General features: G+C 65.7%; 12 protein-coding genes and 2 pseudogenes. 1 reads left to right on the top strand and 13 read right to left on the bottom strand.

Annotated elements, in window-relative coordinates; all coding sequences use genetic code 11:
* Positions 1-12: 12 nt before the first annotated feature.
* The 10 genes and pseudogenes from C3B44_RS09105 to C3B44_RS09055 form a co-directional block, all read right to left on the bottom strand.
* On the bottom strand, positions 13-1,113 hold the full coding sequence (locus tag C3B44_RS09105; protein ID WP_108432097.1) for a PTS system mannose/fructose/sorbose family transporter subunit IID: 1,101 nt from the start codon (positions 1,111-1,113) through the stop codon (positions 13-15).
* A complete protein-coding gene (locus tag C3B44_RS09100) occupies positions 1,103-1,900 on the bottom strand; it encodes a PTS mannose/fructose/sorbose/N-acetylgalactosamine transporter subunit IIC (RefSeq protein WP_108432096.1) in 798 nt (265 codons plus the stop codon). Before C3B44_RS09100 ends, C3B44_RS09105 begins: the two co-directional genes overlap by 11 nt.
* Positions 1,901-2,038: 138 nt before the next feature.
* Positions 2,039-2,520 (bottom strand): annotated as a pseudogene (gene agaB, locus C3B44_RS09095) (PTS galactosamine transporter subunit IIB).
* A gap of 713 nt (positions 2,521-3,233) precedes the next feature.
* Positions 3,234-3,533, bottom strand: a complete 300-nt coding sequence (yajC, locus tag C3B44_RS09090) for a preprotein translocase subunit YajC (RefSeq protein ID WP_108432095.1) — start codon at positions 3,531-3,533, stop codon at positions 3,234-3,236.
* Complete coding sequence (locus tag C3B44_RS09085; protein ID WP_108432094.1) at positions 3,533-3,979, bottom strand: PTS sugar transporter subunit IIA; 447 nt, start codon at positions 3,977-3,979, stop codon at positions 3,533-3,535. The genes yajC and C3B44_RS09085 overlap by 1 nt, the downstream gene beginning before the upstream one ends.
* A gap of 14 nt (positions 3,980-3,993) precedes the next feature.
* Positions 3,994-5,148 carry an N-acetylglucosamine-6-phosphate deacetylase gene (gene nagA, locus C3B44_RS09080; RefSeq protein ID WP_108432093.1) on the bottom strand — a complete coding sequence of 385 codons (1,155 nt, stop codon included), beginning with the start codon at positions 5,146-5,148 and terminating at the stop codon, positions 3,994-3,996.
* Between the two features lie 20 nt (positions 5,149-5,168).
* Positions 5,169-6,008, bottom strand: a complete 840-nt coding sequence (locus C3B44_RS09075; RefSeq protein ID WP_108432092.1) for a class II fructose-bisphosphate aldolase — start codon at positions 6,006-6,008, stop codon at positions 5,169-5,171.
* A 25-nt stretch (positions 6,009-6,033) separates the two neighbouring features.
* Positions 6,034-6,171, bottom strand: a complete 138-nt coding sequence (locus C3B44_RS12090; RefSeq protein WP_268876416.1) for a hypothetical protein — start codon at positions 6,169-6,171, stop codon at positions 6,034-6,036.
* Between the two features lie 23 nt (positions 6,172-6,194).
* Positions 6,195-6,916 (bottom strand): annotated as a pseudogene (locus C3B44_RS11990) (1-phosphofructokinase family hexose kinase).
* Positions 6,917-7,093: 177 nt separating this feature from the next.
* Positions 7,094-9,079, bottom strand: a complete 1,986-nt coding sequence (locus C3B44_RS09055) for a helix-turn-helix transcriptional regulator (RefSeq protein ID WP_108432088.1) — start codon at positions 9,077-9,079, stop codon at positions 7,094-7,096.
* 47 nt (positions 9,080-9,126) lie between these two features.
* Between C3B44_RS09055 and C3B44_RS09050 the strand changes: the two genes are divergently transcribed.
* Positions 9,127-10,245 (top strand): saccharopine dehydrogenase family protein, encoded by a 1,119-nt coding sequence (locus C3B44_RS09050; protein WP_108432632.1) that lies wholly within the window; start codon positions 9,127-9,129, stop codon positions 10,243-10,245.
* Here C3B44_RS09050 and C3B44_RS09045 read toward each other — a convergent pair.
* From C3B44_RS09045 to C3B44_RS09035, 3 genes are read right to left on the bottom strand one after another with little or no spacing between them, the layout of a single operon-like run.
* The gene (locus C3B44_RS09045) at positions 10,242-11,483 is read right to left on the bottom strand and encodes a benzoate/H(+) symporter BenE family transporter (RefSeq protein WP_108432087.1); all 1,242 of its coding nucleotides are present in this window, start codon (positions 11,481-11,483) and stop codon (positions 10,242-10,244) included. The two genes, C3B44_RS09050 and C3B44_RS09045, sit on opposite strands and share 4 nt — an antisense overlap.
* Positions 11,484-11,486: 3 nt before the next feature.
* Positions 11,487-12,260: an alpha/beta fold hydrolase gene (locus tag C3B44_RS09040; RefSeq protein ID WP_108432086.1), complete on the bottom strand. Its 774-nt coding sequence runs from the start codon at positions 12,258-12,260 to the stop codon at positions 11,487-11,489.
* Between the two features lie 2 nt (positions 12,261-12,262).
* Positions 12,263-13,489 (bottom strand): acetyl-CoA C-acetyltransferase, encoded by a 1,227-nt coding sequence (locus C3B44_RS09035; RefSeq protein ID WP_108432085.1) that lies wholly within the window; start codon positions 13,487-13,489, stop codon positions 12,263-12,265.
* Position 13,490: the final 1 nt, after the last annotated feature.

Below are 13,490 nucleotides of genomic sequence, written 5' to 3'. Positions count from 1 at the left end.
CAGACAGTGCGATTACCAGATGTTGGGCCACCAACCGAAGGGGCCAGCACCCAGGATGCCGATGAGCAGCACCAAACCGATGCCCTTGAGCGGGGTGAAATTCCTCCGGGTGAAGAGGTAGTACAGCAGCATGACCAGGTCCAGCGGCACGAGCTTCGGCAGCACCGTATCGAGGGTCTCAGCCACGGAGAACTCGACCGGCTCTTCCTCGACGACGCCGTAGGTCACGGAGGTGAAGCCGTTACCCAGCTCCTCGACGCTCGTCGGGGTCTCGTTGCCCTCTTCGTCGACGGAGACCAGCGGGTTGCCGTCTTGGTCGGTCATCGCCACGGTGCCGGGCGGGGCGTTTTCGACATCGACGCCATCGAGCTCGGTGAAGCTCTCGGCTTCTTCATCGGACACCACGATCGTCTCGGTGGAGACGGCGCGCTGTTCGCCGTTGGGCACGGACAGGTTGACCTGGGTGTCACCGAGGATCACGGTCAGGCTGGCCACCACGAACACACCCATGATCGAGGCGGCTCGGGTAAATGCTGGCATGTGGTCCATGAGCACGTCGATCGCCGATGTGCCGAGCTTGTAGGACCAGTGCATCAACCCGAAGCGCAGGGCGAACTGCGCGGCGTTGAAGATGAGCAGGAAGACCACAGGGCCCACCCAAGAGCCCTGGATTGCCCAGTTGGAGGTGATACCTGCGGTGATCGGCACCAGGGCGAGCCAGAAGAGGGCGTCACCGATGCCGCCGAGCGGGGAGGCCGCGGAAATACGCACAGCGCGGATGGACTGAGTGTCGGCCTTGTTCTGCTCCAACGAGAGAACAATACCCATCACGAACGTCACCAAGAAGGGGTGCCTGTTGATGAAGTCCAAGTTGTGATACATGGACGCCGACAGGTCTTTTTTGTTCTTGTGGATCTTCTTCAGACCCGGGAGCATGCCGAAGAGCCAGCCGCCGGACTGCATCGTCGCGTAGTTGAAGGACGACTGCAGGAACAAAGACCGCAGCGCCATGCTGTTCAGCGTCTTATTGTCCAGCTGGGGAGCCGGCTCTAGGTCTTCGTACTTGTCGGGGATGGCGTACGTGTTGTCTGCGGGGGCAGCTTTAGATGCCATCGGTAACCTTCTCGCTCGATGCGGCGGCACCCTTCAGCTTCGTTTGCTGCTGGTAGTCCCAGAAGGCTAGGCCGAAGCCGATGAAGGCCAGGATGAGTAGGGCAGAGCTGGACAGCGCGTCGATGCTGCCGACGATGGCCGCGATGCCGAAGCCCATGATGAAGAACGCCCACATGTCGCCGTTCATCATGATCTTGAGCAGGATGGCGAAGCCGACGAAGCGCATCATGCCACCGGCCGCTTCCAGACCGTTGTTCAGCCAATCCGGGAATGCAGAGACGATCTGCTCACCGACTCCCAGGCCACCGATGAAGAACAGGGTGACCACGGAAGCGAAGATGAGACCCAGGATCACTTCGGAAATGATTGTCCAGCGCAACACCCGAGAGGGATCTGCCTTGATGGCAGCCTCGCGGAACTTCTCGATCATCGGCGCACGGGCCGTGAACAGGAGGGTGACGCCGTACTGTCCGAGTAGTGCGAACGGGATCGCTGTGGCGACGGCTTGCTCTGGTGGCAGGTCTAAGGACACTGCGAAGATGGTGGCCATGATGCCACCGATGACTGCGTTCGGCGGCTGCGCACCACCAATGGGCATGAGACCGATGGTGATGAGCTGGTAGGTGCCGCCGACGATGAGGCCAGTTTCAAGATCGCCCAGGATGAGTCCGATGATCGGGTCCGTGACGATCGGTTGGTAGAGGGACTCCAAGAAGTCGAACTGATCGATCGCGACGATGAACGTCCACACGAAGATCAGCAAGATCTGGATTATTGAATAATCCACCGCAACTTCCTTTCGGAACCAGGAGCACCCGGTTCGTAATCAATGTTCTGCGGGGATGCGGGGCCCTGATCGAACTCTTAAACCCCGGCATCCGTCTGGTTATGGGGTTGGTTGGGTGGCCGTGACGTGTGTCAGGAGTTACTTGAACAACTTGGAAACGTCTTCGGCTGCAGTGCTGGGCACGCGTCGGATTTCGAGTTCCACCCCCTTCTCCTGCAACGCGCGGAAGGTGGCGACGTCATCATCATCGACAGCGACAGAGGTAGCTACTTGCCGCTTCCCTTCAGACATGTGCATGTTGCCGACGTTGAGCTTGGTGATGGGGACCCCGTTTTCCACCAGCTTCAGCGCATCCTGCGGGCTTTCCAGCAGGATGAAGATCTTCTGGCGCGGGGATGCGTTGCCGATGACGTCAATCGTTTTCTGAAGGGAGAAAAACGAGTGGCCACGCCTACAGGCGCGGCCATCTTCATAAGGTTCTGATGCATCTTGTCCTCGGCGACAGCATCATTTGCCACCAGGATCAGGTTGGCGCCAATCGTGGAATTCCACTGCGTAGCCACCTGACCGTGGATCAGGCGGTTATCAATACGGGTGAGAAGAATGTTGGGAGTGGGCATGCAAACAACCTTTCTCCACTCAATGAACCGGAAAATGCTAAGCCAGAAACCGAAATTCCCAGCAATAACATCCGATATAAAGCAAACATTCTTAGAGATATAAGAACTACTTATGTTAGTAAAACCAGGACATTAGCGCAATAATTTCAACCAGTTCTTAAGGTTTCTAGTATTTGCGGAAGGGGTCTTCGGGGTGGTTCCTGCTGCGGGGGTGGTGGCGGGGTTGTTGGCGGGCGGGATTTGAGGCGCTATTCGTATAGCGCGGTAGCGCTGTTCGAAAGTAGGCGCATGGAAAGGGCTCTCGCGCGGTGAGGTCAGCACTCCTTTAGGGGTGGCTGCTTTCGACTAGGCGAGTGCGCGGGCGCTCGATGCGGATGCGGTGCGCTCTGGGCGGGACTGTTGGGGAAGGTGTGACTGGTAGTGTGACTGGCTGGCTGTGATTGGCGCTTCGCACGCCGATCGTGCATGCCGCGCTAACGATGGTCGAAATCACCCTCACAGAAAGGGCCCCTCCTTTCGGCCGCGCGGGACCCCTTTCGGGCCGACTCCTTTCGACCGGGCGTGTGAAAGCGATACCGCCTCATAGTCGACAAGGCAACCTAGCCGCTCCACAAGCTCCACAAGCACCACAAGCATCACAACCCCCAGCAACACCAAAACCCCTTCCAGCGCCCACGGAGCGGGCACTGGAAGGGGACTAGAACCACCCGCAGCTACTGCGGCTGTTCTTCCTTCTGGATGTTCTGGATCGAATAGCGGGAGATGTCCAGGCGCACGCCGTCGCGGACGCGGACGGTGACGCGGTCGTCGATGATGTCTTCGATAGTGCCGTAGATGCCGCCGCAGAACATGATGTCCTGTCCCGGTCGCAGGGAGGCGTGGAGATCCTGGAAGAACTCCCGCTTCTTCTTCATCGCCTGCTGGCTCCAGAGCATGTAGATCACGCCCATGACCAAAAGGAGAGCGGCGACGACGATGGAGGCGGCGAGGATATTGGCTCCGAGTCCGTCCACTAGATTCCCTCCCCGTCGTCGGTGCCTTCGTCGGCATCGTCGGCGGCGAGTTCCGCGGGGTTCGTCACGCTGATGCTTACTTTCCCGATCTTCAATGCGGTATCGCGCAGCTTCTCCAGCGAGGTGTTGTCCTTGCGCCGGGTGCACAGCTCGATGAGGATGGGGAGGTTCACGCCGGCGATGACTTCGACGTTGCTCTGGCTCTGTGCGGCCATCACGGCCTGGTTGAACGGCGTTCCGCCCAGCAGGTCGGCGAAGATCAACACCCCGTCGCACTCCGCACGCATCTGCTCGATCGCGCCTGCCAGGGCGGGGCCGAAGGAGTCAGCGTCTTCTTCTTCGAAGGTGATCGCCTGGAAGTGGGGCTTGTCCCCGGCGATCATGTGTACGGCGCTGGCGAGGCCGGCGGCGAACTGGCCGTGGCCAGTGACAATGAAACCAATCATGGTGGTGTCCCCTTTCAGTCGTGAGAAAGCTCCTGCCCGCCCATGAAAATGCGCGCCGGCAGGTAGGTTTCGGGGTCGAGAATGAGAATATCGGAGGGGAATCCGGCGGCGAGGCGTCCGAACTCTTTGTCGCGCCCAATCGCCTTCGCCGGGTGGTGCGTGGCGGCGGCGACCGCTACATCCAGCGGCACACCGACGTTGCGCACCGCGTTGGCCACGGCGCGGTCCATGGTCAGCGTCGATCCGGCCAGGGAGCCGCCCTCGGTGAGGCGGGCTACCCCGTCGGACACCGTGACGGCGAGATCACCCAAGCGGTAGGCGCCGTCGGCGGCGCAGGTCGCGGACATGGCGTCGGTGATGAGGATCATCCGCTCCTCGGCCTCGGTGAACAGGCTCTTGACCACCGCGGGGTGGACGTGGATGCCGTCGTTGATGACCTCCAGCCAGACGTTTGGGTTGCGCAGCGCCGCGATCACCGGGCCCGGGGCGCGGTGGTGGATGCCGCGCATGCCGTTGAACGCGTGGGTGAGGATGCGGGCGCCGGCGTCGAACGTCTTCTCCGCGTCCTCGAAGGTGGCGGAGCTGTGGCCGAGCGAGGCGACGATGCCCTTCTCGACGAGCAGCTTCACGGCCTCGAGGCCGTCGTCACGTTCGGCCGCCAAGGTGAATTGGACGAGGGTGCCGTCGGCGGCGTCGATGAGCTGGCGGACATCGTCGGGGTGGGGGGCGCGCAGCAGGTTCTCGTCGTGGGCGCCCTTGTGCTCTGGGTGGAGGAAGGGGCCTTCCGGGTGGATGCCCAGCAGGCGGTCGTTTTCGCGGGTCAGTGCGGCGAGTTCGCGGATGCGCTCTTCCATTACGTCGAGCGCGCCCGTGACCAGCGACATCACCATGCGGGCGGTGCCGTGGCTCTGGTGGGCGGCGAGGATCTTAGCGACGGCCGCGGCACCGTCCTCGAACGCGAGGCGGTCCGCGCCGTGCACGTGGATGTCGATGTAGCCGGGCACGACGGGGGCGCCGTGGGCGTCGATCACCGCGGTATCGGCATCCCGCTCGAGGTTCTTACCGACGCTGTCGATGCGCCCGTCGCTGATAAGCAGCTCCGCCTCGTCGGTGGTACCTCCCCGGGTGCCGTCGTAGACGGTGGCGTTGGTAATCAGCACGGTGTTCATAGCGAGCGACGTGCTCCTTTCTAGGCTTCGGTGGCGAAGAGCGTGAGCAGGCGGGAGGCCTCCGCACCCAACGCCTCACGGCCCTTCGCGACGTACTTGCGCGAGTCCGTCACCTCGGGGTTGTCGGTCAAGAATTCGCGGATGGCGCGGGTGAAGAAGCCGTTGAGGTGGGTGGAGACGTTGATCTTGGTCATGCCGGCGCGGATGCCGCGCAGGATCTCGTCGTCAGGCACGCCGGAGGAACCGTGCAGCACCAGCGGCACGTCGAGCGCATCCTTGATCTCGGCGATGAGGTCGAGGTCGAGCGAGGCCGTCCGGCTGGCCATGGCGTGCTGCGAGCCCACGGCCACGGCCAGCAGGTCAACGCCCGTGGAGGCCACGAACGACGCCGCCTCATTCGGGTTCGTGCGTACGCCGGGGGCGTGGGCGTTCTGCTTGCCACCGATCTCGCCGAGCTCCGCCTCCACGTCGCAGTTGTGGGCGTGCGCGTAGTCGACGACCTCGGCGGTCATAGAGACGTTTTCCTCATAAGGAGTCCACGAGCCGTCGAACATGACGGAGTTGAACCCGAGATCCACCGCCCGCTTGGCCAGATCCACCTTCTCGCAGTGGTCGAGGTGGACGGCGACCTGCGCGCTCGAGGCGCGCGCGAGTTCCAGCGTGGTGGCCGCGATCGGCTCGAGCGCGCCGTGATACTTCACGCAGTTCTGGCTGATCTGCAAGATGACCGGCAGCTGCGCCTCCTCGGCTGCGCGGACGAGGGCCTCCGCCGTCTCCAGGTGGATGACGTTGAAGGCGCCGATGCCGGTTTTCGCCTCAGCGGCGGCGGTCACGAGTTCTTTGGTCGAAGCAGTAGGCAAGGGCTTTCTTCTTTCTCTTGTGTATCTAGCGAGCAGTGACTATGACCCGGTCGGACAAGGCGGTCCACTGCGTGCCGATCGCCCCCGCCACCGGCTGCGTGACCGCCGCCGCCGACCACGCCACGGCCCGGCGCAGCAGCTCGGTCGCGTCCAGGTCATCCATGAGTGCCGTGGCCACCGCGGCCACTACCGCATCCCCAGCGCCGGCGGGTTGCCCTCGAGCTCCTCATCCAGCACCGCCTGCGTTACGTCCTCGGCGGTGACCAGCACCAAGCCCTCGGCACCCCGGGAGACCAGCACCTTCTTCGCACCATCGTCGAGGAGTGCCTGCGCGGCGTCGCTAAGCTCGCTGATCCCCGTGGCCTCTTCAAGCTCCGCGGCATTCGGCTTCACCAGGTCAGCCCCGCGCGGCACGCGGTGCGCAGCATGGGCCCCGAGGTATCGACGATGATCTTCCCGCCCGCGCGATGAGCCGCCGCGATCAGCGACTCCACGAGCTCCGGCGGGGTGCCCGGCGGCAGGGATCCACTGACGGTGACCACCGAGTGCGGGTCGCGGGCAACATGCTTGTCGACGCGCGCCACCACGTCATCCCACACCTCGCGCGCGTGCTCGAAGCCGGGCTCGTTGAGGATATAGGTGGCGTTGGTGGTCTTCTCGTAGATCGCCCACGTGCAGCGCACCGGCTGCGGCGTGGGGGAGAAGGCGGCCTCGACGCCGGTGTGCAGGCCGGTGTCGGGGTGATCGGCGTAGGCCTCTTTATCTGCCGACGACAGCGGCCCCAGCGCCACCGCCTGGTAGCCCTGTTCGGCGCAGACGTTGGCGACGTTGAGGCCCTTGCCGCCGAGTTTGCGCTTCGCTGTGGCTATTCGGTGCGTCGCATGCGGTTCGAGCTTATCGACCGTCATGCTCAGATCGAGAGCAGGATTCGGGGTTGCAGCTATGACAGTGGGCATTGCTCCATCGATTCTCTGCGTGAAAACGCGAGCGTAGGGCGGCTTTCCACCCTCGATGCTACGGCAACGTTATAACGAAGTAAAGCGTATATATACTCTCTGCATGATAGCGATAAGGCTAAGGAGCGCCTAGCGTCGCGCCATGACGTCGGCGAGCTGGCGGCGATCGCGCACGTCGAGTTTCCGATACGCCCGGGTGAGGTGGTGCTCGACGGTCTTCGTCGACAGTGACAGCTGCGCGGCGACCTGCTTGTTGCTCAAGCCCTCGGCGACCAGCAGCGCGACTTGCTCTTCCTGGCTGGTCAGCTGGTTGCCGCCGCGCGTCAGGGCGCTGCCGCGGGTGGAGCGGTGCAAGGCGTCGCAGCGGCGCACCATCGCCGGCGCGCCGATGAGAGCGTAGATCTCGCGGGCCTGGGGGATGACCTCCGCCGCCCGGGAGCGGCGGCCGTGGCGGCGGAGGGCGCGGGCGTAGTCGAAAAGCACGCGGGCGTGATAGGTCGGCATGTGGCGGCCCTCGAGGGACTCGGCGGCTTCCTCATAGGCTTTAAACCCGGCCGTCTTCTCGCCGCGCTGGAGGAGGATCGCCGCGTGCACCATGGCGTTCTTCGCGTTCACGGACACCAGCCCCGCCGGCATCTGACGGTCTAAGGTGCGATCGTTCAGTGCCGCTGCCTTGTCGACTAAGCCTGCCCGCAAAAGCGTCTGCGCGTAGACGTCTTCCCACGGCCAGTACCCGGGGTGTTGGGTATCGGTGACGGTCACGGTCTTTTCCAGCTCCTCGCCCGCGCGCAGCGCCGAGGGCAGATCCGCGGTCGCGGCGGTGTAGATCATCCGGCCCATCGCAGCAGGCAGGCGTTGGAGGAGGAAGGCGTCGTCGGCGACGGGCATCCGGTCGAAGTAGAACCGGGCCAGCGCATCGTTGCCCGACATCGCCGCCGTCTGCGCCCCCGTCCACAGCAGCAGCGGCTCCAAAAGGTAGAGCCCGCGGGCCTCGACGTTCGCGAGCCCGCGTTCCACCGAGGTCAGCGCCCCGGGTAAATCGCCGAGCACGTAGTGGGTGCGGGCCAGCCAGGCGTCTTTCCACGCGCGCATGACGGCGGACTCCTCGGCACGCGGGCGCAGGTATTCGCGGGCCCCGAGAACGTCGTCGTGCGCGAGGCTGATCCAGCCGAGCATCATCTCCAGCCGGTTGTGGCCGGTGGGGGTGCGCATCTTTGGGATATCGACGGGGCGCAGACCCGTCGTCACCGACTTCCCGAGCAGCGCCATCGCCCGGGATTCGTCGAGCGCCTGGTCGCAGAGCTCGCCTTGCTGCGCCGCCTCGGATAAGGCGGCGATGTCGGCTGGGCGCCAGTCGGCGAGCGCGACGAAAGCGCGCCGGGTCGCGTCCAGCCGTTCCAGCTGCGCGGTTTCCGGACGATCGCCCGAGTACACCGACAGGTAGGTGGCTAAGGCGGCGCGTTCGTCGTCTTCGCCGGGCAGTGCTGTGTCCGAGGCGTAGACCCGGGCGGTCGAGATCTCGCCGCGCGCGGTGAAGTCGCGGGCCTTCGCCAGCGAATCCGGACTGGTCGCCTCCGGGGTGTTCCAGTCGTCGCGGGGGTGGGCGTCGAGAAGCTGATCGATGGCGTCGAGATCCCCTGTGGTGGTATCCCGGATCTTCTCGATCTGCGCGGAGCTCAACCGGGTGCCCACTTTGCGCCACACATAGGACGAGATCTCCGGCAGCGTCAGCGGGCTGACCCGCAGCCGCTCGGTCACGAGGTCGTCGAAACGGCTATCGCGGCCCGTGGCGACGACCACCAGCGGCTTCTCCCGCGACTGGTGCACGCGCTGCAGAAGCATATCCAGCGACTCGTCGTCGATGTAGTGCAGATCGTTGAGTAACGCGATGCCGCTGTCCGCCGGCAGCAACCTAGCCACCGAGCCCGAATCGCCGCGGTTGGAGGGGATGAGCTGCACGAAGCGGGCGGCGCGGTGCGACAGGGCGTCATGCAGCATGAGCAGGAATCTCCGCCCGATCGCCGGGGAGGCGGCGTCGATGGACACCAGCAGGCCGAGATCGCTGGGCAGGGCGTCGACGCGCAGGGCCAGTCGGGTCACGAGGCGGTAGTCCATACCGCCACAGCCTAGCCATGCGCGCAGAAACGGCTATGCTGACTGACATGGAGGACAAGCAGGAGAGCAATATGTACGACGTCGTCGTTTTCGGTGCGACCAGCTTCGTCGGCACGCTGGTGGCCCGCTACGTCGCCAACCACGCCCCACAGGGCGTCAGCTTCGCACTGGCGGGGCGCAACGAGCAGAAGCTGCAGAGCTTAGGTATCGACGCCCCGCTCATCGTCGCCGACGCCTCCGACGCCGAAGACATGCGCCGGCTGGCGGAATCGGCACGCGTGGTCATCACCACCGTCGGGCCTTATGACCTCTACGGCCGCACCCTCGTGCGCGCCTGCGCCGAGGCCGGCACCGACTACCTGGATCTCGCCGGCGAGGTGAACTTCGTGCGCGATTCGATCCTCACCCTCGATGAGACCGCCCGTAAAAGCGGCGCCCGCATCGTCCACTCCGCCGGCTTCGATTCCATCCCCAGCGACATCGCGCTGTTTCGCCTCCACCAGAAGCAGGGCTCGCTGGGCACGACCCGCATGGTGGTCGAGGACTTAGTCGGCGGCATCTCCGGCGGCACGGTCGCCTCGGCGCTCAACGCCCGAGAGCACGTGGCCCAGCTTGACGAAGAGAAACGCGCCGCCCTGCGCTCTCCCTTCGCCTTGGCACCGGGTGCGCGCTCGACGAAGAAGGTCCGCTCCACCGGAGCGACGGGCGATCTCGCCCCGTTCTTCATGGCCGGCTACAACACCCGGCTGGTGCAGCGCAGCGCTCAGCTGCTCGACTACGGACCCGAGTTCGCCTACAGCGAGTACCGTCGCGTCGGCAGCCGGTGGCGCTCGCTCATCACGACCGCCCGGCTCAAGGTGTTCGGCTGGCTGACCAGCACCCATTTAGGCCGCCGCCTGGCCTCCCGGTTCTTGCCCGCCCCAGGCGAGGGGCCGTCGGCCGAAGAGCGCGCCCGGGGCCGGTTCAAGATCAAGACCACCGACCAGGAGAGCGTTCGCGTCGAACTCGACATGGATCCCGGCTACGAGGGCACCGCACTCATGATCGCCGAGTCCGCGTTCTCCCTGCTCGAGCACGAGGGCGATGCCGGCGTGACCACCCCGGCGGCCGCACTCGGTGACACACTCGTCGAGCGCCTGCGGGCGGCGGGGATGCGGATTTCCTAGTTCTGCCGCGCCCGGGTGGGGTAGTGGTCCAGCGCCCAGGCGATGAAGCAGCCGATCACGATGCCCCAGAACGCCGCGGAGATGTTCAGCAGCGTGATATTCGACGCGGTGATGAGAAAGCACACGAGCGCGCCGGTGGAAAACTGGCCGGAAAAGCCCGCCATGAACGCGTTGCGCAGCGGGGTGAGCATGGCGATGCCGGCGAGCGTCGAGACGAACGCCGCTGGCATGCCCAGCATGAACCCCGTTGCCGCCGGGGCGAAGAGCCCCACGACGATCGCCGCGCTCGCCGTGACCAGCGCCGTGGCGTAGTGGCGCTCGCGCAGAGGGCTGGAGGTGATCAGCGCGTTCGTCGGTCCGGTCAGACACGTCGACGAGGAGCCCAAGAACGCCTGCGGGACCGACCACAGCCCGGAGGCCGCGGCCGAGAGGTTGACGCCCTGGGTGTGCCCGGCGCCGCGCAGCACGGCCGTTCCCTGGCCGTTTTGCACGATGACCACGGTGATCGCCAGCGGTACGACCAGCTCCGCCAGCGCGGCGGGCGAGAACTCCGGCAGGGTCAGGGTGGGGCTGGCGAGGATGCCGTCGTCGAAGATGCCGTCGGCGAGCTGGCCGTCGGCAATCGCGATGAGCGTGCCGACGACCGCCGCCACCGCCACCGGCGGCGCCAGTGCGGCCAGCCGCGGCAGCATGGTCAGGCCGACAAAGAGCGCGATCATCGGGATCGCCACCAGCGGCGAGCCCACGGCGGCCTCCACCAGCTCGATGCCGAAGCGGAGGAACACCCCGGCGACCATGGCCATGACGATCGTGTGCGGGATCAGCTCCATGATCCGACCGATGAGCCCGGACCAGCCGAGCAGGAAGACGAGCACCGCCGTGGCGAGATACGCGCCGACCACCTCGCCGAAGCTCAGCCGGGTCAAGGAATCCCCGACGATGACGGTCCCGGGAATCGTCCAGAAATACGCCTGCGGGCTGCGATAGAGCCAGGTCAGAAGGGCCGTGAGGAGACCGTTGCCGAGGAACGCGCCGAAGATCCAGGTCGAGGTCTCCTGCGCGCTGAGCTCACCGGCGGCCGCCGCGGCGAGGATCACCGCCAGCGGGCCGGAGGCCGAGAAGATCAGCGCGACAAGTCCCGTGCCGATCTCCTGCGGGCCGGTGTCGCGGAGGATCTCGGGGAGACTCGGCCGCGCAAGCTCGGGCTTTTCAATAGCCCCCAGTAGAAACCGTGCCATGCTCTAGTAGCGGGAGAAGAACTCCACGAGGGCGTCGTTAACCTGCTCGGCCGCCTCGATGGTCGGCACGTGCGCGCCGGGGGAGACGACCACGCTGGTGACTTCCCCGCCCACGCCGGCGGCGATCGTTTCGAGTGCCGACGGCGGCGTGGATGCGTCCTGCTCACCAGCGAGGGTGAGCACGGGGCAGGTGATCTCCCCGAGACGCTCGCGGAAATCCCACTGCGCCAACGCGTCGGCGCAGGAGGCGTAGCCCACACCGCGGGTCGAGAGGATCATCCGCCGGTAGAAATCGGTGGTGGCGGGGTAGTTCGCCTGGAACCCATCCGTGACCCACAGGCCGAGCACCCCGTCGAGCATGGGGTCCATGTCCTCGGCGCGGGTGAGCTCGGAACGCGGGCGCCACTTGTCCTCGCCGCCGAAGTAGGCGGCGGTGCACAGAAACGCCGCGGACTCGACCCGCTCGGAGGTGGCGGCGAGGTACTGCGCCAGCACGCCGCCCAGCGACAGCCCGACGACGCGGAAGTCTTCCACCCCGAGTTCATCCAGGGTGGTGAGGATGTCGTCGACGAGGTCGTCGATACCCGTGGTGAAAGGCTCGACCTCGGGGTCCTGCGAGAGCCCGTGGCCGCGGTGATCCAGCGCGATGACGTGGTGCTCGTGGGAGAGCACGTCGAGCTGGTTGAGCCACATGTCCGTGTGCGAGGCGATGGAGCCTAAGAAAACGATCGGGGTGCCGCCGTGGCGACGGCCGTATTCCACGTGGTGCAGTTGCATGTTTAGCCTTCCTTCTTGATGACCGCGGCCAGCCCCTGCCCGCCGCCGATGCACATGGTGACCAGGGCGTTCTTCTTCTCTGAGCGGGCGAGCTCGTGGGCGGCGGTCACGACCATGCGCGCGCCGGTCGCACCCACCGGGTGTCCCATGGAGATGCCGGAGCCGACCGGGTTGAGGCGCTCATCATCGGCGTCGATGCCCCAGGCCTTCAGGCAGGCGAGGGCCTGCGCGGCGAAGGCCTCGTTGAGCTCGATGAGGTCGATGTCGTCGAAGGTGAGGTTAAGGCGCTCAAAGAGCTTCTCGGTGGCGGCGACCGGTCCGATGCCCATGGTCTCCGGGGCCACGCCGGCGACGGCCCAGCCCTTGAGGGTGGCGGCCGGGGTGAGACCCAGCTCGGCGGCCTTGGCGCGGGTGGTGACGATCATCGCCGCCGCCCCGTCGTTCTGGCCCGAGGCGTTGCCGGCGGTGACGGTGGCGTCGTCGCCGTACTGCTTCCGCATGATGGCGCGCAGCCCAGAGAGCTTCTCGACGGTCGTATCCGCCCGCGGGTGCTCATCGCGATCGACGACAACGGGATCGCCCTTGCGCTGCGGGACCTCGACGGGGACGATTTCGGCGTCGAAAAGCCCCTGCTCCTGCGCCTTGACGGCCGACTGGTGGGAGTTATAAGCCATCTGATCCTGCACCTCACGCGTGATCGAGTACTCCTCGCGGAGGTTCTCGGCGGTTTCGATCATGCCGCCGGGGATCGGGTGGTTCTTGCCGCCGGCGGTCTCGCGGGCCTCGGCGAGGCGGTCGCGGAAGGTCATGTTGCCGCCCTTCTTGCCCCAGCGCACGTCGGCGTCCACGGTGTACTCGGTGCGCGACATCGACTCCGCGCCGCCGGCGATGATGAGCTCGGCCGCCCCCGACTGGATGTGCGCGGCGGCGGTGGCGATGGCCTGCAGGCCGGAACCGCAACGACGGTCGAGCTGCATACCCGGCACACTCTCGCCCAGCCCGGCGTCCAGCGCGACGACTCGACCCAGCGCCGGGGCCGCGCCGTTGGGGGAGGCCTGGCCGAGGATGAGGTCGTCGACCTGCTCAGGCTTCAGGCCGGTGCGCTCCACCAGGGTGCGCACGACCAGCGACGCGAGGTCCTGCACCGGAACGTCCTTGAGCGCGCCGCCATAACGGCCGACCGGGGTACGCAGCGGCGAGCACAAAACGATGTCGTTGTCATGGGACATG

The organism is Corynebacterium yudongzhengii (genome assembly GCF_003065405.1).
In the GTDB taxonomy this organism is placed as follows: Bacteria; Actinomycetota; Actinomycetes; order Mycobacteriales; family Mycobacteriaceae; genus Corynebacterium; species Corynebacterium yudongzhengii.
Note: the sequence above shows the minus strand (reverse complement) of the source record. Positions and strands in the feature narration are given on the sequence as shown.